17 protein-coding genes and 1 tRNA gene are annotated in these 20,745 nt (G+C 66.9%); 12 read left to right on the forward strand and 6 right to left on the reverse strand.

Annotated elements, in window-relative coordinates; genetic code table 11:
• Positions 1-303 precede the first annotated feature (303 nt).
• The 6 genes from BR07_RS25405 (at position 304) to BR07_RS25415 (ending at position 6,985) form a co-directional block, all read left to right on the forward strand.
• Positions 304-1,062 (forward strand): nucleoside/nucleotide kinase family protein, encoded by a 759-nt coding sequence (locus BR07_RS25405; RefSeq protein WP_081821395.1) that lies wholly within the window; start codon positions 304-306, stop codon positions 1,060-1,062.
• The gene (locus BR07_RS0118345; RefSeq protein WP_027506672.1) at positions 1,059-1,838 is read left to right on the forward strand and encodes an ATP-binding cassette domain-containing protein; all 780 of its coding nucleotides are present in this window, start codon (positions 1,059-1,061) and stop codon (positions 1,836-1,838) included. The genes BR07_RS25405 and BR07_RS0118345 overlap by 4 nt, the downstream gene beginning before the upstream one ends.
• Positions 1,835-2,932: an ABC transporter permease gene (locus BR07_RS0118350; protein WP_027506673.1), complete on the forward strand. Its 1,098-nt coding sequence runs from the start codon at positions 1,835-1,837 to the stop codon at positions 2,930-2,932. The genes BR07_RS0118345 and BR07_RS0118350 overlap by 4 nt, the downstream gene beginning before the upstream one ends.
• Before the next feature lie 72 nt (positions 2,933-3,004).
• A complete protein-coding gene (locus tag BR07_RS0118355; protein WP_027506674.1) occupies positions 3,005-3,973 on the forward strand; it encodes an ABC transporter substrate-binding protein in 969 nt (322 codons plus the stop codon).
• A gap of 107 nt (positions 3,974-4,080) precedes the next feature.
• On the forward strand, positions 4,081-5,547 hold the full coding sequence (locus BR07_RS25410) for a mannitol dehydrogenase family protein (protein WP_051613561.1): 1,467 nt from the start codon (positions 4,081-4,083) through the stop codon (positions 5,545-5,547).
• Positions 5,548-5,770: 223 nt separating this feature from the next.
• Positions 5,771-6,985 carry an oxygenase MpaB family protein gene (locus BR07_RS25415; protein ID WP_051613579.1) on the forward strand — a complete coding sequence of 405 codons (1,215 nt, stop codon included), beginning with the start codon at positions 5,771-5,773 and terminating at the stop codon, positions 6,983-6,985.
• A gap of 79 nt (positions 6,986-7,064) precedes the next feature.
• Here the strand turns inward: BR07_RS25415 and BR07_RS0118370 are convergent, their stop codons facing one another.
• The gene (locus BR07_RS0118370; protein ID WP_027506675.1) at positions 7,065-7,538 is read right to left on the reverse strand and encodes a tautomerase family protein; all 474 of its coding nucleotides are present in this window, start codon (positions 7,536-7,538) and stop codon (positions 7,065-7,067) included.
• 122 nt (positions 7,539-7,660) lie between these two features.
• Positions 7,661-10,174, reverse strand: a complete 2,514-nt coding sequence (locus BR07_RS0118375) for a molybdopterin-dependent oxidoreductase (protein WP_027506676.1) — start codon at positions 10,172-10,174, stop codon at positions 7,661-7,663.
• A 113-nt stretch (positions 10,175-10,287) separates the two neighbouring features.
• Between BR07_RS0118375 and BR07_RS0118380 the strand changes: the two genes are divergently transcribed.
• A complete protein-coding gene (locus tag BR07_RS0118380; protein ID WP_027506677.1) occupies positions 10,288-11,694 on the forward strand; it encodes an FAD-dependent oxidoreductase in 1,407 nt (468 codons plus the stop codon).
• Positions 11,695-11,717: 23 nt separating this feature from the next.
• Here BR07_RS0118380 and BR07_RS25420 read toward each other — a convergent pair whose 3' ends face one another.
• A complete protein-coding gene (locus BR07_RS25420; protein WP_037186485.1) occupies positions 11,718-12,416 on the reverse strand; it encodes a TetR/AcrR family transcriptional regulator in 699 nt (232 codons plus the stop codon).
• 95 nt (positions 12,417-12,511) lie between these two features.
• Here BR07_RS25420 and BR07_RS25425 point away from each other — a divergent pair, with 95 nt between their 5' ends.
• Positions 12,512-14,122, forward strand: a complete 1,611-nt coding sequence (locus BR07_RS25425; RefSeq protein ID WP_051613562.1) for an MFS transporter — start codon at positions 12,512-12,514, stop codon at positions 14,120-14,122.
• A 74-nt stretch (positions 14,123-14,196) separates the two neighbouring features.
• On the opposite strand, the gene BR07_RS0118395 is transcribed toward BR07_RS25425, so the two are convergent.
• A tRNA-Pro gene (locus tag BR07_RS0118395) sits at positions 14,197-14,270 on the reverse strand.
• A gap of 36 nt (positions 14,271-14,306) precedes the next feature.
• Positions 14,307-15,272: a metallophosphoesterase gene (locus tag BR07_RS0118400; RefSeq protein WP_051613580.1), complete on the reverse strand. Its 966-nt coding sequence runs from the start codon at positions 15,270-15,272 to the stop codon at positions 14,307-14,309.
• Between the two features lie 75 nt (positions 15,273-15,347).
• On the opposite strand from BR07_RS0118400, the gene BR07_RS0118405 reads away from it, so the two are divergent.
• On the forward strand, positions 15,348-15,821 hold the full coding sequence (locus BR07_RS0118405) for a GatB/YqeY domain-containing protein (RefSeq protein ID WP_027506679.1): 474 nt from the start codon (positions 15,348-15,350) through the stop codon (positions 15,819-15,821).
• Positions 15,822-15,851: 30 nt separating this feature from the next.
• Here BR07_RS0118405 and BR07_RS0118410 read toward each other — a convergent pair whose 3' ends face one another.
• Positions 15,852-18,221 carry a penicillin-binding protein gene (locus BR07_RS0118410; protein WP_027506680.1) on the reverse strand — a complete coding sequence of 790 codons (2,370 nt, stop codon included), beginning with the start codon at positions 18,219-18,221 and terminating at the stop codon, positions 15,852-15,854.
• Positions 18,222-18,506: 285 nt separating this feature from the next.
• Here BR07_RS0118410 and BR07_RS0118415 point away from each other — a divergent pair, with 285 nt between their 5' ends.
• The 3 genes from BR07_RS0118415 to BR07_RS0118425 all read left to right on the forward strand — a co-directional run bounded on the left by BR07_RS0118415 (position 18,507) and on the right by BR07_RS0118425 (position 20,743).
• Positions 18,507-18,830 (forward strand): WhiB family transcriptional regulator, encoded by a 324-nt coding sequence (locus tag BR07_RS0118415; protein ID WP_027506681.1) that lies wholly within the window; start codon positions 18,507-18,509, stop codon positions 18,828-18,830.
• Between the two features lie 576 nt (positions 18,831-19,406).
• Entirely contained in the window at positions 19,407-20,075 is a 669-nt protein-coding gene (locus BR07_RS0118420; RefSeq protein ID WP_027506682.1) for a hypothetical protein, read from the forward strand.
• 8 nt (positions 20,076-20,083) lie between these two features.
• Positions 20,084-20,743: a hypothetical protein gene (locus tag BR07_RS0118425; protein WP_027506683.1), complete on the forward strand. Its 660-nt coding sequence runs from the start codon at positions 20,084-20,086 to the stop codon at positions 20,741-20,743.
• Positions 20,744-20,745 lie beyond the last annotated feature (2 nt).

Raw genomic sequence — 20,745 nt, forward strand, 5'->3', positions numbered from 1 at the left:
CGTTGCGGTGGTCCATGACATCGATGACACGGACCGTACGTCACCGTGTGCAATTCTGCGCCCGATTGCCGAGAAACATCGCTGAACTGCATTGATCCTTCCCTCGGGGGTGTCCTCCACGAATCGGGGAAGCTCGACCGAACGGTGCCCATGTCACCGGTGACATGAATTTTCGCGAAACGCGTGACACGGCGAGTTGCGTGGGTCACACTGATCCGCATCGCGATGCGGCTCGGGCCGCACGACGACCCGCCCTCACGAAGGTCGGGTCGATCGAGTTCCGCAATTCGACGAGGGACGGACATGTACGCAGCTTCGAACGACGCCGGCACGCCGGACGGCCGCGAGGACCGTCGGCGCTACGCGCCGGCCGATCTCACCGAGATGGTGAGCCACCTGGCGTCCGTGCTGCGCGACGGATCCGGCGGTCGCCGGCTGCTGGGTGTCACCGGTGCACCGGGCGCGGGCAAGTCGACCTTCTGCGCACTGCTTCAGGCGGAACTCGGTACCGACTCCACGCTGGTGGGGATGGACGCGTTCCACCTCGCCGACGAGGAGCTGATCCGGCTCGGGCGCCGTGGACGCAAGGGTGCGCCCGACACCTTCGACGTCGACGGATACGTCGCGCTCCTGCGCCGCCTGCGGAACCAGACGGCGGAGACGATCTACGCACCGCGGTTCGAGCGGTCGATCGAGGCCGCGATCGCCGGCGCCGTCCCCGTGCAGCGCGACACCGCGATGGTGATCACCGAGGGCAATTACCTCCTGCTCGACGACGGCGGGTGGGGCGCGGTGCGCTCGGAACTCGACGAGGTCTGGTACCTCGACGTTCCGACGACGGTGCGCGCGGAACGACTCGTGGCCCGACACCGACACCACGGCAAGTCGCGTGCGGACGCCGAGCAGTGGACCCGCGACGTCGACCTCCGCAACGCGGAGATCGTGGCCGCGGCGGCCCGCCGCGCCGACCTGATCATCGAGGTGCCGAACGACCCGCTTCTCGCACCCGCTCACGACACCGACTCATCACGCGACACCGACTCATCCGAGGAGCTCTCATGAGCAACCACCCCGACGGCGCCACGCCCGTCCTCGAGGCACGCGGGCTCTCCCGCAGCTTCGGGAACGTGCGCGCGCTCGACGACGCCGATTTCGACATCTACGCGGGCGAGGTGGTCGCACTCATCGGCGACAACGGCGCCGGTAAGTCGACGATGGTCAAGGCGCTGTCCGGCAGCCTGGCGCTGGACTCCGGCGAGATCCTCTACGACGGCGTGACCGTCGACCTGGACAACCCCACCGCAGCAGCAGATCTGGGCATCGAGACGGTGTTCCAGGACCTGGCGCTCGCTCCGCACCTCAACGCGGCCCAGAACATGTTCCTGGGGCGCGAGATTCCCGCGGCGGGCCTGCTGGGCAAGCTCGGCTTCCTGAACACGGCCGAGATGCGCACGCAGTCGCGTGCGGCGCTCGACGAACTGGGGGCCACCGTCCGCAGCCTCACCGATCCGGTCGGAGCCATGTCCGGTGGCCAGCAGCAGGCCATCGCCATCGCCCGCGCCGTGGCCTGGGCCAAGGGTGTGGTGTTCCTCGACGAACCCACCGCCGCACTCGGCGTGGTCCAGACCCGCAACGTGCTCGACACCATTCGTCGAGTGGCCGACAAGGGCGTCGCCGTGGTGTTCATCAGCCACTCGATGCCGCACGTCATGGAGGTCGCCGACCGCGTCCAGGTACTGCGCCTGGGCAAGCGCGTCGCGACGCTCGATGCCAAGAACACGACCATGGAAGCACTCGTCGGCGCGATGACCGGCGCGACGGTGGGAGCCGCGAGATGAGCAATCAGACCTTGCCGAAATCAGCGGGATCCTCGGCCCCCGAACCGTCGTCGAACGGCAGCTCGTTCGATCTGCGGAGCAGCCTCGCCGGCCTCGCCCGTGTCCAGGTGTTCCAGATCGTCATCGTGCTGCTGGCGATCAGCATCCTGTTCTCGATTCTCGCGCCGAACAGTTTCCCCGAGTGGGGCAACATCCGGCAGATCATCCAGAACGTCTCGATCCTCGCCGTCCTCGGCATCGGGATGACGTTCGTCATCGTCACCAGCGGTATCGATCTATCCATCGGCTCTGTCCTCGTCTTCTCCGGCGTCGTCGCCGCGAAGGTGATGCGGGCCGTCGGCGGCGAGGGCTGGAGTGTGGCCGTCATCGGTATCCTCGTGGCCGTCGCCTGCGGGCTGGCGTGGGGGCTGCTCAACGGGTTCCTCATCGGTATCGCGAAGGTGCCTCCGTTGATCGCGACGCTGGGTACGCTCGGCGGCGCACTGGGTCTCGCCCAGGTCATCACCGGTGGTGTCGACATCCGCGACGTGCCGCCGGTGCTGGTCGACACGATCGGCTACGGCAACGTGCCCGCGACCACCATCCCGCTCATCTCCTTCATCGCCCTGGTGTTCGTCATCGTGTTCGGTATCGTGCTGCACCGCACAAGGTTCGGCCTGCACACCTTCGCTGTCGGGTCCAAGGAGCAGTCCGCCCGGCGCGTCGGCATCAAGGTCGACCTGCACCTGATCAAGGTCTACGCGCTGTCCGGCACGCTCGCCGGTCTCGCGGGCATCCTGTCGCTCTCGCAGTACGGCACCACGGCCATCGCCGGCCAGTCGCAGACCAACCTCAACGTCATCGCCGCGGTCGTCATCGGCGGCACCAGCCTCTTCGGCGGTGTGGGCACCATGTTCGGCACCGTCATCGGACTCTTCATTCCCGCCGTGCTCCAGAACGGCTTCGTCATCGTCGGTGTGCAGCCCTTCTGGCAGCAGGTCGCCGTCGGTGCCGTGCTCATCGCCGCCGTGTACTTCGATCAACGCCGCCGAGCCGCCGCCACCCGCGGGGCGTCGACGTCTTCACTGAAACGACTGTGGGCTCGAAACCCCTGACGTACCACCGTCGCTCGGCCTCATCGCACACTCCACTCACCACGCTCGGCCTACCGGAAAGATCACTCACCCATGCGTACATCCCGGACCGTCGCCGCCGCTGCGCTGGCAGCCGCGTCACTCTCCACCTTCGTGCTCGCCGGCTGTTCGTCCGACTCGGGCGGCGGTGAGAAGAAGCTCGCGTTCATCCAGGGCGTCAGCGGCGACGAGTTCTACATCAGCATGCAGTGCGGCATCCAGGACGCCGCTCAGGCCGCCGGTTACACGGTCGACGTCCAGGGTCCCGCCAAGTTCGACCCGACCCTGCAGAAGCCGATCGTCGATTCGGTCGTCGCCTCTCGTCCCGCCGCGATTCTCATCGCCCCCACCGACGTGTCCGCGATGCAGGCACCGCTCGACGCCGCCGCGCAGGCCGGAATCAAGGTCGTCCTCGTCGACACGACGCTCGAGGATCCGTCGAAGGCCGTGTCGGCCATCTCGTCGGACAACGAGGGCGGCGGCGCCGAGGCGTTCAACGCGATCGAGGGGTTGAACCCGAACGGCGGCAAGGTCATCGTCATCTCCACCGACCCCGGCGTCTCCACCACCGACGCCCGCGTCAAGGGATTCGAGGACGCGGCCGCGGGCAACTCGGCCTTCCAGTACCTCGGAGTGCAGTACAGCCACAACGATCCGGCCGAGGCCGCTCGTCTGATCTCCGCCGCCATCGCCAAGGATCCCGACATCGTCGGTGTCTTCGCCACCAACACCTTCGCCGCGGAGGGCACCGCGACCGGCGTCCGCCAGACCGGGAAGCAGGAGCAGGTCAAGATCGTCGGCTTCGACGCCGGCCCCGCCCAGGTGAAGCAGCTCCGCGAGGGAACGGTCCAGGCGCTCATCGCCCAGCAGCCGGCCACCATCGGCACCGACGGCGTCGAGCAGGCCGTCGCCTCGCTCGAGGACGAGCCCACCGAGAAGGACATCTCCACCGGATTCCACGTCATCACCGCGGACACGATCGACGGCGACGGCGCGCAGTACGTGTACAAGTCGGCCTGCTGACCGGCCGTCCCCAGCTGCGGTGGCGCTCTTCTGTCTCACCGGCTCGATCCCGGTGAACGGGAGCGCCACCGCGTTCCACGTCGTACCACTCGAAAGGCACCGCTGCCGTGACCATCTCGATCCAGGACGCCCTCACCGCACCGCCTGCGGGCGTGACGGTTCCGCGTCATCGAGTGGACGGCTCGACCCTGGTGTGCGGCATCGTCCACATCGGTGTCGGCGCCTTCCATCGAGCGCACGAGGCGATGTACGTCGACCGGTTGCTCGCCGCGGGGCACCTCGGCTGGGCGATCTGCGGTGTCGGTGTCATGCCCGCCGACGCGGCGGCGCGTGACACCGCCGCTGCCCAGGACCAGCTCTACACCCTCAGCACGGTGCATCCGGACGGCGCGGAGGACACCCGCATCGTGGGGTCCATCGCCCGCTACCTCTACGCGCCGGACGACCCGGATCTCGTCGTCGCGACGCTCGCGGCACCCACCACGCACATCGTCTCGCTCACCATCACCGAGTCGGGCTACGGCATCGACGACGCGACCGGTGCCTTCGATCCCCGGGACGACGCCACGCGCCACGACCTCATGTCTCTCGACGCGCCGGTCAGCGTCCTCGGGTTCCTCACGGTGGCACTCCGCCGTCGCCGCGACGAGGGCACCGCGCCGTTCACCGTCATGTCGTGCGACAACATCGTCGGAAACGGTGCCGTGGCCCGTGCCGCGCTGGTGTCGTTCGCCCGTCACCACGACGGCGCGCTCGCCGACTGGATCGACGACTCCGTCGCATTCCCGAACTCGATGGTGGACCGGATCACCCCTGCGACGTCGCCGGCCGTGATCGACTCGGTGCGCCGCCGGACGGGCATCGACGACGCCTGGCCGGTGCGGTCCGAATCGTTCGCGCAGTGGGCCCTCGAGGACGACTTCTCCGACGGGCGGCCACCGTTCGAGGACGTGGGCGTCCAGGTGGTCACGGACGTCGCGCCGTTCGAGCGGATGAAGCTCCGACTCCTCAACGCCTCCCATCAGATGCTCGGGTACCTCGGTGTGCTGGCCGGGAAGACGTTCGTGCACGAGGTGATGGCCGACCCCGACCTCGGGGCCTTCGTGGCCTCCTACATGCGCCACGAGGCGGCGCCCACCGTGGGACTCGTTCCCGGCGTGGACCTCGACACGTACATCGACGATCTGCTCGCACGCTTCGGCAGCCCGGCCGTGCAGGACACGGTGGCGCGTCAGGTGGTCGACGCGACGTCGCGCATCCCGAAGTTCGTCCTGCCCGTCGTGCGGGACAGACTGCGCGACGACCGGTCGATCGATCACGCGGCCCTGATGCTCGCGGCGTGGTGCGCATGCATCGAAGGAGGAGTGGCGCTGCCCGACCGGGCGGCGGATCAGCTCCGCGCACTGGCGCGGGCCGACCACGACAGCCCCGGTGCGTTCCTGGCCCAACCCGACGTCTTCGGGGACCTGACGACGAGCGTGCGACTGCGCGTGGCGTACCAGCGCGCGAAGCGTCGGCTGCAGGACGACGGACCGATCGGGACGGTCCGGCTGCTCGTGGCATCACCGGTCTGACGCCGGACCCACGACCCCGTCGTGTCGTGGGCCTGCACCCGCGTTCCGGCATCGTCGACGTCGCCTCTGTGCCGACCTCGAGCGGACGTGATAGAACTATCTATAACGAGGTTCTGTACCTCGCGACGGCTCGTGCACCACGCCTCGATCACCGGTCATGCACCTCGCTCGGGTCGAGGCGCGTGCTCGGAGTGCTCGGTCGTTCCTCGACGGAAGGCGCCACATGTTCAGCGAAACACGCAGTGAGTTCGCCCCGCACGGTCCGAGCGTCGACGCGCTGATCGCGTTGGCGAGTATCCCGGGCGCGGAATCGTATCTCGCACCCGGGGACATCGACTACAGGTCGTGGAATCACGTGGGTGACCCGCTGTGCGAGGCGCTGATCCACGTGATGCGCGAACGCAAACTGATGGGTGGCGACATCTACGCGAACGCCAGAGAACTCGAACGAGGGGGCAATTCGGAGGCCACCGCCTTCTTCGCCGACGTCGAGGCCATTCCGAGCTGGCTCGATGTCGATTCCCTCAGGGTGGGTGCGCGGATGGGACGCCGCAATCCGCTGGGCATGTTGTTCGGGATCCACGGGGCCTTGCCCATGACCTACCTGGATCCGGCCACCGCGGAGGTGATGTCGTCGACCGGTCGCCTGGCCGGCGGAGGCGATTTCCGACGCCGTTTCTGGGAGACGGCAACCGGTTTCGTCGGAGCACTCGACGTGGACGGGATGTTGCCGGGTGGCGATCGGTGGATCATGTGGATACGAATCAGGTTCATGCACACCATGATCCGGCTAGGAATCCATCGCAGCGCGAGGTGGCCCCGATATGAATCGGGAACGCCGATCAGCCAGATGGCCACTGCCGGTGCGACGTACATCTTCGGGCAGTACCGGGTCAACATCATGGAGTATTTCGGGGGAAAGGTGACCCCCGACGAACGCGACGGCTTCGCGCTGATGTGGCGCTGGGTGTCGCGCATCGAGGGTGCGAACAATCAACTGCTCGGGCGAGACCACGCCGAGGAGATGGCGATCCAGATGCGAATCCACGACACCCTGTTCAGTGAGAGTGACAAGACGAAGACCTTGATGCGCGACGTTGTCGAGGGCACAGCATCGATGGCCGCTTTCGGGAAGTCGACATGGCTGAACCACGCGGTGGCGCGGCAGGTTCTGCAACCGTCGATGATAGCCACGTTCCCCGGTGGCGATGCTCGGGACGCGTTGGGCCTCGAGCCACGGCCCACGGCGGAGGCGGTGGTGCGACTGGGGGCGGGCGCGCTACGAGCAGTGAGTTCGGTGACGAGGCTCCCGGGAGTGCGCCGTATCGCCGAAGAGGGCGGTTTCCGACTGTTGGAGAGTTCGCTGGAACGCGGACTCGACGGCGTCCGAGCCGACTATCGCGGAACGGCAGTGGCGGGACGACCGACCGACGAGTGACGACGTCGTCGGCATCCATCGCGGCGCAGCAGCGCACGCAGGATGCCGACGACGTCGCCGTCGATGTCCGGTCCGAGAGTCAGGCCGACTCTGTGTCATACGGCGACGGCTTGTTCTGCCGCGCCCACGTCTTCTCCGCGTCCGAGAAGGGCGGCGGTGGTGTCATGCCGTCGATCATCCAGCTCTTGAAGAGCCCTTCCACAACCGCTGTCTCCCAGCGCAGCCCACGATCGTCGACGAACGGTCGGACGATCCCGGCGAAGCTCTCTCGCATCAACGAATACAGGTCGTCCTCGGTCATCGTCGCGCCGAGCTTCTCGGACAGCTCGTCCATGTTGCGGGCGACATGAACCACCTCGATCAGGACGAAATCGTCTGTCGGTTCACCCCCGAGGAAGAAGTTCTCGGGATCGAATTCATGGAAGACGACGCTGGTGTAGAACTTCGGCAACCCGACGGCGTCCAGGTAGAACGACGTGATGCTGTCGGCGAACGCCTTCTTGTCGTCGGCGGTGTACACATTCTTCGCGGTCCTGATGTTCCAGAGCGGCATGCTTTCTCCTGTGGGTCGGTTCGATTCCAAGGTTCGACTCGCACACCGAACTCGCCCGCCCCCTCGCGGGCGAGTTCGGTGGTTGTCGATCCTCCGGGCTGATCTCGCCGTGGTGCGTATTCTCAGCTGTCGGCTGTCACGCTCGAGTCCACGAGTTCGATGCGTACCGGGACATTCTTGTGCCACGGATTTCCGAAGAACTTGTCACGTCGCGTGACCGTGGTCAGCGTGTTGAGCGGCACCCCGACCACGGTGTCTCCGTTCTCTCCCGGGTAGGAGACACCCATGCCGTTGGGCAACGACACGTGTCCGGGTTGCATCATGTCGCTGATCTCCACCGTCGTTGTCGCGATGCCCGTCTCGGTGATCAGACGCACGACATCACCTGTATCGACAGCGAGATCAGCGGCGTCCTGCGGGCTCATTCGCAGCGCCCCATCTTTGTCGCGTCGACGCCACTCGGGGTCGCGAATGATGACGTTCGCAGTGAATGCCCGTCGCTCACCCGCCGACAGGATGAACGGAAACTCCTCGCTGGTGTAGCACGGTTCCTCGGCGTCGAGCAGGCGTAGCTCGTCCATGAGCTCCGGGATCGCGACGTGGATCTTCTTGTCCTCGTGGCGAATGTAGGACCAGGCGTCGGAGTAGCGATCCTCGGTGAAGATCACGCCCTCGCGGCGATCACGGATCGCTTCGAACAGCTTTTCGCCCTGTCCTTCACCGTCGTGGGTGAACCCAGCCCGCCGTACCGCGTCGGGCTGTGCAATGGCTGCGAGATGGGCAAAACTCCAGACGAGTGATTGTGCCTCGTCTCCCGGAGCGAATGTTGCGCCCAATGTGCGGTAGACGAGGTACGGCACGATTCCGGCGAGTTCGGGCTTCTGCTCGATCGTCGAGAACAGCGCGAGGCTGTAGGCGGATCGACCCACCCGCGCGGACGCCGTCAACGACGCGATGATGCCCGGATCCACGAGGTCGAGCCTGTCCATCAGAGCGGCGTAGATCTCCGGCTCCGATCGGGTGCCCGGCATCGGCGGCATCAAGGGGTGACGCATCTGAAAGGTGTTGTGCGGGAAGTGCAAAGTGAACAGTGACGCCTCGTACTTCTCGAACTGACTGGCTGCTGGCAGCACGTAGTCCGCAGCCCTGGCGGTCTCGGTCAGGGCGACATCGATGACGACGGTGAGGTCGAGGCTGCGCATCGCCTGCCGGAAGCGCTCCGAATCGGCCAACGAATGCAAGGGATTCGACGATTCGATGAACATCGCACGAAACCGATCCGGGTGATCGGTCAGAATCTCGTCCGCGATGGAGTTGGCCGGGATCAAGCCGGCCATGATGCGCGCGCCGGTCACCGGGGTCACTCCGGCATCACGGTCCACGTTGCCGGCGAGTCGTGCTATCGGATCGGCCGCTGCCACCGACACCGACGGGAAGAAGAAGTGCAACGCGGATCGGGCAACGTTCTCGGCCACCTTCCCGGAGGTCGCATGTCCGTCGAGGCGGGAGAAGACCGCGCGCATCGCGGCAGCGCCGTGACGCATCGACCGGAGTCCGACAGCGCGTCGCGCCCCGGAGAACCGCACCGGCTCGTCCCGTTCGATGGGGAACCACGGCCCTGCGAGCGGAAAGATCCACGAGTGGATGTGCATGCCGCCGGGCTTGGCGAAGTTGCCGGTCAACACCCAGAGCATCTTCTGCAGATAAGAGCATACGGTGCTGTTGGGGGACTGCTGGATACCCAGATCCTCGTACGTGGCGACACTCTTCGCTCGCGCGATGCGGCGGGCGGCTGCACGAATGTCGTCCTCGGGCACGCCGCATCGTCGGGCGTAGTCGGTGATGTCGATGTCGCGGAACAGCTGCAGAACTTCGTCGACCCCGACCGCATGGGTGTTCAGCCACTCCGACGCGATCAGGTTTTCCTGTACGAGGGTGGCGTCTAGGGCGCCGAGACACCAGACGTCGGTCCCGGGCTTTATCTGCAGGTGATGGTCCGCCATCGCTGCGGTCTCGCTCTTCCGGGGATCGATCACGATGATCGCCCGGTCGGGGTCGCGCGCCAATTCCTTCAAGGTGGGTCGGGCCCGGGCCATGCCGTGCGACTGCCACGGGTTCTTGCCGATGAACACGGCAACTTCGGAGTTCTCGAAGTCGCCCGCCGTGTGGGCGCCGTACAGGTGCTTGTCGACGTACGCTTCGCTGGTCTTCTCCTGGCCGAGGGCGTTCGACATGTACTTGCCGCCCACGCCGTTGAACAGCGCGCGGCCGTATCCGCCACCGAGGTGGTTGCCCTGACCACCGCCACCGTAGAAGAAGATTCGCTCACCGCCGTGTTCGTCCCGCACGGCAGCCAGTCGAGCGGCGATCTCGTCGAGGGCTGTGTCCCAACTGATCTCCTCGAACGTGCCGTCGGGACGTCGGCGCAGCGGGCTGTCGATCCGGTGGGCGCCGTTCTGATAGCGATCGAGACGTAGCGGCTTCTCGCAGCTGTATCCCTGTGAGTTGGGATGGTCCTTGTCGCCTCGGATCTTGGTCAGCGCCCGGCCCTCGAGCAGTACCTCGATGCCACAATTGCACTCGCACAGAATGCATGCGGTCTTCTGCCAGTCGGCTGGTGTCGCGTCCTGCGTCATGTCGGTGATCCCTTCGCGTCGTGTGAGCGATCGTACATAACAAAGTCATGTACGGGGGGATCCGATCGGAGGTCCGACCGACTAGACGTGCGGACGATGGGTACGATGACCAGATGCATAACCTCATTATAAATTCGCGTCCCCTCCGAGTCGCCATCGTGGGAGCGGGGCCGGCCGGGATCTATGCGGCGGACGCGCTGATGAAGTCCGACACGGCCTCGGAGCGTGGCGTGTCGATCGATCTGTTCGAGCGGATGCCCGCGCCGTTCGGATTGATTCGCTACGGCGTGGCACCGGATCACCCGCGCATCAAGGGCATCATCACCGCCCTGCACAAGGTCCTCGACAAGCCGCAGGTCCGACTGCTGGGCAACGTCGACTTCGGCACCGACATCACCGTGGATGATCTCCGGTCGCTGTACGACGCGGTGATTTTCTCCACCGGTGCCACCGAGGACCGCGCGATGGACGTCCCCGGCATCGATCTCGACGGCTCCTTCGGTGCCGCGCAGTTCGTGGCCTGGTACGACGGACACCCCGACTTCTCTCGTACCTGGCCTCTGGAGGCGGAGAAGGTTGCCGTCATCGGCGTCGGCAATGTGGCGTTGGACGTCGCGCGGGTGCTCGCCAAGACCGCCGACGAGCTGCTGCCCACGGAGATCCCGCCGAACGTCTACGACGGGCTCGCGGCCAACAGAGCCGTCGAGGTGCACGTGTTCGGGCGTCGCGGCCCGGCCCAGGCCAAGTTCACGCCGCTCGAGTTGAAAGAGCTGGACCACTCCCCGACGATCGAGGTGATCGTCGACCCCGAGGACATCGAGTACGACGAGGGGTCCGCGGTCGCGCGACGCGCCTCCAAGATCACCGATCAGGTTGCCACGATCATCGAGAACTACGCGATCCGCGAACCCGGTGACCGTCCGCACAAGCTGTTTCTGCACTTCTTCGAATCACCCGTGGAGATCCTCGGCGCCGAAGGCAAGGTCATCGGTCTGCGCACCGAACGCACCCGACTGGACGGGAGCGGCAACGTGACGCCGACCGGTGCGTTCACCGACTGGGAGGTCGGTGCGGTCTATCGCGCGGTCGGGTATCTGTCGGACGATCTGCCGGGGATCCCGTTCGACACCCGGGCCGGTGTCATCCCCAACGAGGCCGGACGCATCGTCGACGAGGGCACCCACCTGGCCGGGCTCTACACGACGGGCTGGGTCAAGCGGGGACCCATCGGCCTGATCGGGCACACCAAGGGCGACGCCAACGAGACCGTCGAGTGCATTCTCGACGACATGAGGGCCGAGTCGCTGAACACCCCGGCCACGCCGCAGGAATCCGCCGTTCTCGAGCTCCTGGAATCGCGCGACGTGCAGTTCACGACCTGGGACGGCTGGTATCGACTGGACGAACACGAACGCTCACTGGGCCGGGTCGAGGGCCGCGAACGCATCAAGGTCGTCGAGCGTGACGACATGCTCGCCGCCGCCGAACCCGACAAAGTGTCCGCCCGCCGACGTTCGTGACGGACAACCACGCCGGATGCGCGCTAGGGCTGCGACTGCTGCCGTCGCTTCCACCATCGCACGGCTTGCTTCGCGCCGGCCTCTGACAGATCGCGCGGGTATCCCATCCCGACGAAGTGGTTGACAGCCATCGGTTCCAAGATGGTGGCCACGGGGTCTGTGAAATCTGCGAATTGCCCGCTGATTTCCAGCGTGACGAAGCCGTGGACGAGACTCCACAGTTCTGCCGCCATCTGCTCTCCCGCGATCGGCGACACCCCCGTGCGAGCCAATTTCTCGCAGGTGGCGGCCAGGACGGCATAGGCGGGACCGAACCCGTCGGTGGACATCCGATTCGTCGAAGCGACGTATCGGTACGTGCCCCGAGTGGAGAGGCCGAACATCATGTCGTAGAGGTGGGCGTTGCGTTGGGCAACCTCGCGGGTGCTCAGTGCCATTGCGAACAACTGTGCGCCCGGGTTCATTCGTGCCGCTGATGCTGCGAGCAATGCAGCACGAAGGTTGGCGTATCCGCGGATGACGACCTCTTGCAACAGTTCCTGCAAACCGCCGAAGTGGTGATAGATGGTGATCGTCGAGACGCCGGCGCGATCGGTGATCGTCCGCACCTTCAACTCGCTCGGACCGGCATCGGCCAGCAACTCCATCGCCGAGCGGATGAGCCGCTCGCGGACGGGTTCGTCGTCGACGCTCCCGACGAGGGGCGTGTGAGCGGATGCCATGAGTCGATCGTTTCACATCGGGACGGGACACCCGGCTGACGGCACAGGGGACCGCTTCGGGGTGCACGGCAGGCAGCGTCTGCTATAACTTCATTATGTCGCTCACCCGCCCACTCTCCACTAGCGCCGTCAACAAGACGGCCGTCCTCGCGACGCTCTGTCTAGCGGTATTCGTTGTCAACGTGTCCACGACCGTCATCAACATCGCTCTGCCCACGCTGGTCAGGGAGCTGGGGGCCAGCACCCGGGACCTGCTCTGGATCGTCGACGCGTTCAATCTTGCGTTCGCCGCGCTGGTGCTGGCGGGTGGATCGCTCAGCGATCGATTCGGTCGTCGTCGGCTCCTGCTGCTCGGACTCGTCATCTTCGTCGCAGCATCCGCAGGCGGAGCGCTCAGCGGCAGCCCCGGCGTACTCGTCGCCTGGCGCACACTCGCCGGTGTCGCCGCTGCACTGGTTTATCCGGTAACGCTGTCGATCCTCGCCAACGTGTTCACCGATCGGACCGAACGGGTGAAAGCTCTCGGGTTGTGGGGAGCGGCCACCGGCCTTGCGGTGGCCACCGGTCCGGTCGTCGGTGGTGCCCTGATCGAGCACTTCTGGTGGGGATCGATTCTCGTCTTCAACGGCATAGCTGCGGCGTTCACGCTGTTCTTCGCCGCGCGCTTCATCCCCGAGTCGCGCGACCCCGCTACGCCGCCGCTCGACTACGTCGGCCTCGTACTGTCGACCGTCGCACTCGGCACGCTCGTGTACTCGATCATCGAGGCACCCGACCGCGGATGGGGCTCGCCACCTACCGTGATCGGCTTCGTGGTGGCTGCGGTGGTGTCGACGGTGTTCGTCATCCACGAGATCCGGAGCGACCATCCCATGCTCGATGTCAGGTTGTTCGCGAACATGCGGTTCACCGCCGCAAGTGGAGCGGTCACCGGCGGATTCTTCGCCCTGTTCGGCTTCATCTTCCTGGTCACCCAGTACTTCCAGTTCGTGCGCGGGTACGGCGCTCTGGAGACCGGCGTCCGAATCCTGCCGGTCGCGGGCTCGATCGCGGTGGCAGCGCTCGTCGGGCCTCGGATCGCTGTCGCAATCGGCACGAAAGTGGTCGTCGCTTTCGGATTGTTCTCTCTCAGCGTCGCATTCGTGTGGGCGTCGACTCTCTCTGCCGACGCCGACTACTGGGTCATCCTGCTTCAGATGCTCCTGTTGGGTGGCGGCATCGGACTGACCGGCACGCCGGCAACCGAAGCGATCATGGGTGTGGTCTCACCGGACAAGGCCGGCATGGGGTCGGCGGTCAACGACGCCACGCGTGAGCTCGGCGGCACCCTCGGCGTCGCGGTGATCGGATCGGTCGCACTGTCCGCGTATCGCGATCATCTCGATGTCGGATCCTTTCCCGAGCCGCTGCGGGAGCCCGCGAGCGAATCGGTCGGCGCGGCACTCTTCGCTGCCGACAGGGCGGCGGAACTGTTCGGTCAGGCCGGTGCCGATGTAGGCGCACGACTGACAGAGGTCGCAAGGGTGGGCTTCGTCGACGGAATGTCGCTCGGATGCATGGTCGCGGGAGGCGTGACTGCCGCTGCTGCCGTTCTCACCCTCATTTTTCTGCCTGCCCATCCCGTCGCGCACGATGACATCGATGCCGAACTACCCGGTCCGGATGACGCGACGGAGAGCACGGTCGCTCGGGGCAGCGCTCGCTGAACCGCTGCGCAGAAGCACGAAAGCCCCGACCAGGTTTCCCCGGTCGGGGCTTTCTTTCGTGTCTCAACCACGAGTCGGGGTGGCGGGATTCGAACCCACGACCTCTTCGTCCCGAACGAAGCGCGCTACCAAGCTGCGCCACACCCCGTGGCCGTTCACTCCCCGTCAGGGCAGCTCTGCAACTCTATCGCACCATGGCTTCGGAACGCGAAACGCCCTGTTCGGGTGAGGTCCTGGGCGGACGCTTCGCCGGAACGAGAGTGATCAGGGTGGCCTCGGGACGGCAGCAGAAGCGGTACGGCGCATACGGCGACGTCCCGAGTCCGGCCGACACGTGCAGTCGGGTGTGGGCACCCCAGCGCGAGGGTCCCTTGACGCGAGAGCGGTCGAGCTCGCAGTTGGTCACCAGTGCGCCGTAGAACGGGAGGCACAGTTGGCCGCCGTGGGTGTGTCCCGCGAGCACCAGGTCGTATCCGTCCGCCGCGAAGCGATCGAGAACGCGCGGTTCGGGAGAGTGGGTGATGCCGATGCTCACGTCGGCGATGGGGTTCGGCGCGCCGGCGATGGTGTCGTAGCGATCACGCTTCAGGTGCGGATCGTCCACCCCGGCCGTGGCGATCCGGACGCCGGACACCTCGAGCTCGCGGCGGACGTGGGTGACGTCCATCCACCCGCGCTCGGTGAAGGCCGCCCGCAGGTCCTGCCACGGCAGCGGGTTCCCGAACACCTTCTTGTGATTCTTCGAGAAGTACTTCAGGGGGTTCTTGGGCACGGGCGCGAAGTAGTCGTTCGAGCCGAACACGAACAGCCCTGGCCGACCGAGGAGCGACCCGAGCGACTGCACCACGGCCGGCACCGACCGCTGGTGGGACAGGTTGTCGCCGGTGTTCACGACGAGATCGGGTTCGAGCCGATCGAGCTCACGCACCCAGTTCTGCTTGAGTTTCTGGTCCGGCATCATGTGCAGGTCGCTGATGTGCAGGACACGCAGCGTCGACGACCCCGGGGCGAGCACCGGCATGGTGGTCTCCCGCAGCGCGAAGGCGTTCCGCTCGATGGCCGTGGCGTAGGTCAACCCCACCGCCGCCGATCCCGCGGCGAGAGCCGCGATCCCTCCGGGAGTGGCGAGAGAACGCGCGGCCGACTGCAGACTCGGGAGCGGGTGCGCCGAGCGACGGGGGAACGCTGATGTACCGGACACCTCTTCGACAGTACCGTTTCCGACATGGCCGAGAACTGTGACATGGAAAAGCGCCTGCGGGCGGATCTGACGACATCGATGAAGGCGAAGGACAAGCTCCGGACGGCGACGCTGCGAATGCTGCTGTCGGCGGTACAGACCGAGAAGGTGTCGGGTAAGGAAGCACACGAGCTCACCGACGAGGACGTGCTGCGCGTGCTGGCCAAGGAATCGAAGAAGCGCGGCGAGTCCGCCGAGATCTACACCCAGAACGGGCGCGGTGAACTCGCCGCCACCGAGCGTGCCGAGGCGCAGATCATCGACGAGTACCTGCCGACGCCGCTGACCGACGCCGAACTGGCCGACGTCGCCGACACGGCCATCGCGCAGGTGGCCGAGGAACTCGGTGAGCGCCCGGCGATGCGACAGATGGGACAGGTCATGAAGGCCGCCACGGCGATCGCCGCCGGCAAGGCCGACGGCTCCCGCATCTCGGCCGCGGTCAAGGCTCGGCTGTAGAGCACTCGCCGCCGCACGGCACTGCCGCAGCTAGCGCGGCGGTGCCGTCAGCCCGGGGATCGCCGGCAGGGTGACCCCGGGCGGCAACGCCGGAAGCTGGATCCCCGGCGCCGGGGCCGCCGGTGCCGCCCGGACGGACCCGTCGCTGATGTAGATCGTGACCGTCGATCCTGGAATGGCGGAACCCGAGGGTGACGTGCTGACCACGGTGCCCCGACCCTCCGACGACGCGGTGGTCGCCACCTGCACGCGGAACCCGGCGGCCTGCAACTGCGAGGTCGCGGAGTTCTGCGTCAGGCCCGTGACGTCGGGAACCTGGCCGTTGGCCGATCCGCGCACGTACTTCTGGTCGACGGCCGGGAGTCCGACGTCGCCGAAGTTCGTGGCCACCGGATCCATCGCGTCGTACCAGGTCCGTGCAGGCTCGTTACCGCCGAACAGGTTGCCCGAACCACACGGGCGCAGCGGGAACGAGCAGATCTCGCTGGGAGTCGGGGAATCGCCGTAGGTGTAGGCGGCGGCCGCGTACCGGTTCGTGAATCCGAGGAATCCCGAGGATCGGTGCGATTCCGTGGTGCCGGTCTTGCCGGACATCGGCAGCGACCAGCCCACCGAGCTCGCGGCGGACGCCGACGTGCCGCCGGGCTGGTCGTCTTTGCTCATCGCGTTGGCCAGTGTGTTCGCCAGTCCCGGCTCCACGACCTGCTCGCACGCCTGCTGCGTGACGGGGATCTGCTTGCCGCTGCGATCGAAGACGCTGTCGATCGGGTTGGGCGGGCACCACTTGCCGCCGGACGCGAGGGTCGCGGCCACGTTGGACAGTTCCAGCGGATTGACGTACGTCGGTCCGAGCGTGAAGGAGCCGAGGTTCGCCTCCTTCTGGTAGTCGGCGAGGCTCTGGTCGGTGCCCTGGCCGGCTGTGCCGGGCAGCGTGTACGAGCGCAGGCCCAGGCGGACGGCCATGTCGACCGTCGGGGTGACGCCGACCGACTCGATCAGCTTCACGAAGGCGGTGTTGGGGGACTGTGCCAGCGCGTCGGTCACCGAGAGTGACTGCGGGTAGTTGCCGGCGTTGGTCACGCAGTACGTCGAGGGAGGGCACCCGCGCGCACCGCCGTCGCCGAGCCCCTTGACCTCGACGCGGTTGGGCACCTGCAGGACCGCGGACGTGCCGAGGCCCTTCTCCATCGCGGCGGCGGTGGTGAAGATCTTGAAGATCGACCCGGCACCGCTGCCCACCAGGGAGTACGGCTGCGGCTGGACGGTCTCGTTGGCGTCGCCGTTCAGGCCGTAGCGCCGTGACGACCCCATCGCGAGGATGCGGTGCGAGTCCTGCCCCGGCGCGATGACGTTCATGACCGTCGCGACACCGTCGAGATCCGGGCTGCTGTTCCCGGACAGGGCGGCGCTCGTGGAGGACTGCACGGCCGGGTCGAGAGTGGTCTTGATCAGGTAACCGCCCTTGTCCACCTGGTCCTTGCTGATGCCGGCGTCGGCCAGGTACTGCAGCGCGTAGTCACAGAAGAAGCCACGATCACCGGCGGCGATGCAGCCGCGCGGCAACTGGTTGGGCTCTGGCAGCACGCCCAGCGGCTCGGCCTTGGCGGCCTCGATCTCCGCCGCGCGGTCCGGGATGTTCTGGATCATCGTGTCGAGAACGGTGTTCCGTCGCGCCATCACGCCGTCGTAGTTGGTGTACGGGTTGAGGGCGGAGCTGGACTGCACCATGCCCGCGAGCATCGCCGCCTGCGTCAGGCTCAGCTGGCTCGCGTCGATGCCGAAGTACGTCTGTGCCGCGTCCTGGATGCCGTAGGACGAGTTACCGAACGGCACCAGGTTGAGGTAGCGCGTGAGGATCTCGTCCTTGGTCAGCTGCTTGTCCAGCGTCAGCGCCATGCGGATCTCGCGGATCTTACGCGCGGGAGTGGTCTCGATGGCGGCGCGGCGTTCGGCGTCCGTCTTGGCGACGACGAGCAGTTGGTAGTTCTTCACGTACTGCTGGTCGAGGGTGGACGCGCCCTGCTCCACCTGTCCGCTGGTGGTGTTGGTCAGGAAGGCGCGCACCGTGCCCTGCCAGTCGACGCCCTCGTGCTCGGCGAACCGGCGGTCCTCGATGGAGACGATGGCGAGCTTCATCTCGTTCGAGATGCGGTCGCTCGGCACCTCGAAGCGTCGTTGCTCGTAGAGCCACGCGATGGGGTTGCCCGCGGAGTCCACCATCGTGGACACGGCGGGCACCGTTCCCTCGACGAGTTCCGCGGAGACGTTGTCCACGGTGTCGGCGGCGCGGTTGGACGCGAATCCGAACCCGCCGGCGAGCGGGAACATGACTCCGGCGAGCAGCGCGCCGGCCAGGGCGGAGCACCCGGCGAGTTTGGCGACAGTCTTGGCGATCGGCACGAACAACAGAGTACGTGGCTCCTCCGGGACACAGCCCGTACCGGACATGTGGACGGCTGACCTGCTCCGATGTGACCGATCGCACGGGCGTACCAGAAAAGTGATCCCCCACCTTGCTTCCCGCGCGGCCTTTCCCCTACATTGATGGACACGATGTGATTCAGATAACAATCACATCAGTTAGTGGGGTGCTCCTCAGTTCGCTGTGCAGCGTGAGCTGCGTCGGCGGGTGGGACGCCCGGAACGCCAGGGAAACGGTGTTCGCCGACGGTAAGGGGTCAACGAATGCACACAGGAACGCCGAATGCAGCGCTCGACATCGGGGAAGCCGAAGCGCGCATCGCATGGGTATCGCAGGCACGATGCCGGGGAGTGGATCCCGATCAACTGTTCGTCCGCGGCGCCGCGCAGCGCAAGGCCGCAACGATCTGCCGTCACTGCCCCGTGCTCATGCAGTGCGGAGCGGACGCCCTCGACAACCGTGTCGAGTTCGGCGTCTGGGGCGGCATGACAGAGCGTCAGCGCCGGGCCCTGATCAAGCAGCACCCCGAGGTGGACTCCTGGGCCGAGTTCTTCGAGACCCAGCGTCACCACCAGTCGGCCGTCTGACCCACGCCGCCGCCGGGCGACCGGCCACGGTTCCTGTGATCTCCCACCGCGATGTCCGATTCGCGGTGGGAGATCTCTCGTCGCACCGCATGAACTCTTCGTGAACGCCCGACGACGCGTCGGGACCCGTCCGGGGCGCGGTGTGTCTGTCACGCCCGCCCGTGTCGATCGACCACACGCGACAGCGCGGACGAATCGGACCTCCATCGAGTCTGTGTGCGTCACAACGGAATCGGTCGTATCGGAAGAAGCGTGACGCACGGTCGCTCGGCTGCCGCGCCCGCGCGGGAAGGCTTTCCACGCTCTGACCTGCGCCGTCGCCGACGCGGACCGTGGGGGCGCCCGCTCGCCTGCCGCCGCGCCGGTCGTGCCCGGCACCGAATGGGACCCGGCGTTCGGTGCCCCGGCCGCGCCCGGTCCGTGTGTCGGCCCGTCCCTCGCGGTTCGCTTTCCGTTGTCTCGCACGTCGATTGACACCGTCTCACCGTGACCGTTGAATCCTGCTCGGCACTCGCCGCTTGACGGATCCGACGATCAGCGCGGATTCGCTCCCACTGCGAAAAGGACTCGACGGGCATGAAGATGAACAAGATCGCGGTTGTCGCCGCGATGACGATCGTGTCGCTGGGCACCGCCTCCGCGACCGCGTACGCCGATCCGGCACCCGCCGCTGCTCCCGAGGTGCACTGGAACGCCGTGGCCGCGGGCACCGGGCTGCTCGTGACCACCGACTCGGGAACCCTGAGCAACGAGAACAACCACCTGGTCATCCGCGACGACTCGGGTGTCGTCGTCGATTCGGTGCCGCTGGCTCTCGCCGTCGACGGACTGGCGCATCCCGTGTCCGCTCAGGTCGAGGGCAACACCGCGACCCTCGCGGTCGACGCCGCTGCGCCCGCCGCGCCGGTCTACGACATTCCGGGCCTGAACCAGGTGGACCTGCCCGCCGCGGTCGCCGGCGTCAAGGACAACCTGTCGCTCACCGCCACGGTCGGTGGATTCCTCGGTGCCGCAACCGGTCTCGTCGGCGGCTGCCTCCTCGGTGCGGCCGCGGCCGGCATCGTCTCCGCTCCCGTCGCGCTCCTCTTCGGTGCGGGCCCGATCGCCGGATGCATCGGTGGCGCCCTGCTGCTCGGCGCCGGTGGATCGCTCGCCGGTACCGCCATCGGTGGTCTCGGTTCCGCCGTGGCCAACGCGCAGCAGTTCGTCACGCTGCTCGAGGCGCCGCCCGCAGTGAAGAAGTAGTCACACCGATGCGAGTACTTCTGGTCGGTCTCGCCGTCCTCTGCTCGCTCGTTCTCGGCGGCGGGGCTCAGGCCTCCGCCGCCGAGCGCGTGGAGCTGGGCGGGGGTTCCGGGCTGGTCCTGACGCAGGACGGACGAGAGACCCTGTGCAGTCTCACCGTGATCGGTGCGGACACCGCCGGGCGCACCATCGGGCTCACCGCAGGTCACTGCGGGCGGGTCGGCGACACCGTGGCGAGCGAGAGCGATTCCGCCGCAGGAAATGTGGGCTCCGTCGTCGCGGTTCTGCCCGCGTACGACACGGCGATCATCGAGTTCGACGCGGAGCGGGTGGCCCCGGTGGCCTCCGTCGGCAGCGCCACCATCACGGCTGTCGGGGATCCCGCACGGCTGGCCGAGACCGTGTGCAAGCAGGGTCGTACGACCGGTGCGACGTGTGGAGTCTCCTACGGTGACATCCTGAACTCCCAGCAGGTGTTCGCTCAGGTGTGCGTGAACGCCGGGGACTCCGGTGCGCCGGTGGTGCGGGGAACGTCCGTGGTCGGCATGGTGAACGCATACCTCGTGGCACCCTGCATCGGCCCCGCCGTCGTCACCGACCTGGTGTCGATCCTGCGTGCGATCGACGAGAGCGGCGGCCCCGGCGCGGGCCTGCGGCTCACCGCCTGAGC

Origin of the sequence: Rhodococcus sp. UNC23MFCrub1.1, from assembly GCF_000686025.1 — a bacterium.
GTDB lineage: Bacteria > Actinomycetota > Actinomycetes > Mycobacteriales > Mycobacteriaceae > Rhodococcoides.

What these genes read in the sequence shown, in the direction of transcription:
- BR07_RS0118425 (WP_027506683.1), top strand. Translation starts at nt 20,084, where the DNA reads ATGCGAGTACTTCTGGTCGGTCTCGCCGTCCTCTGCTCGCTCGTTCTC.
- BR07_RS25425 (WP_051613562.1), top strand. Translation starts at nt 12,512, where the DNA reads ATGTCGCTCACCCGCCCACTCTCCACTAGCGCCGTCAACAAGACGGCC.
- BR07_RS0118350 (WP_027506673.1), top strand. Translation starts at nt 1,835, where the DNA reads ATGAGCAATCAGACCTTGCCGAAATCAGCGGGATCCTCGGCCCCCGAA.
- BR07_RS25420 (WP_037186485.1), bottom strand. Translation starts at nt 12,416, where the DNA reads ATGGCATCCGCTCACACGCCCCTCGTCGGGAGCGTCGACGACGAACCC.
- BR07_RS0118370 (WP_027506675.1), bottom strand. Translation starts at nt 7,538, where the DNA reads ATGCCGCTCTGGAACATCAGGACCGCGAAGAATGTGTACACCGCCGAC.
- BR07_RS0118345 (WP_027506672.1), top strand. Translation starts at nt 1,059, where the DNA reads ATGAGCAACCACCCCGACGGCGCCACGCCCGTCCTCGAGGCACGCGGG.
- BR07_RS0118355 (WP_027506674.1), top strand. Translation starts at nt 3,005, where the DNA reads ATGCGTACATCCCGGACCGTCGCCGCCGCTGCGCTGGCAGCCGCGTCA.
- BR07_RS0118375 (WP_027506676.1), bottom strand. Translation starts at nt 10,174, where the DNA reads ATGACGCAGGACGCGACACCAGCCGACTGGCAGAAGACCGCATGCATT.
- BR07_RS25415 (WP_051613579.1), top strand. Translation starts at nt 5,771, where the DNA reads ATGTTCAGCGAAACACGCAGTGAGTTCGCCCCGCACGGTCCGAGCGTC.
- BR07_RS0118405 (WP_027506679.1), top strand. Translation starts at nt 15,348, where the DNA reads ATGGCCGAGAACTGTGACATGGAAAAGCGCCTGCGGGCGGATCTGACG.
- BR07_RS0118380 (WP_027506677.1), top strand. Translation starts at nt 10,288, where the DNA reads ATGCATAACCTCATTATAAATTCGCGTCCCCTCCGAGTCGCCATCGTG.
- BR07_RS0118415 (WP_027506681.1), top strand. Translation starts at nt 18,507, where the DNA reads ATGCACACAGGAACGCCGAATGCAGCGCTCGACATCGGGGAAGCCGAA.
- BR07_RS0118420 (WP_027506682.1), top strand. Translation starts at nt 19,407, where the DNA reads ATGAAGATGAACAAGATCGCGGTTGTCGCCGCGATGACGATCGTGTCG.
- BR07_RS25405 (WP_081821395.1), top strand. Translation starts at nt 304, where the DNA reads ATGTACGCAGCTTCGAACGACGCCGGCACGCCGGACGGCCGCGAGGAC.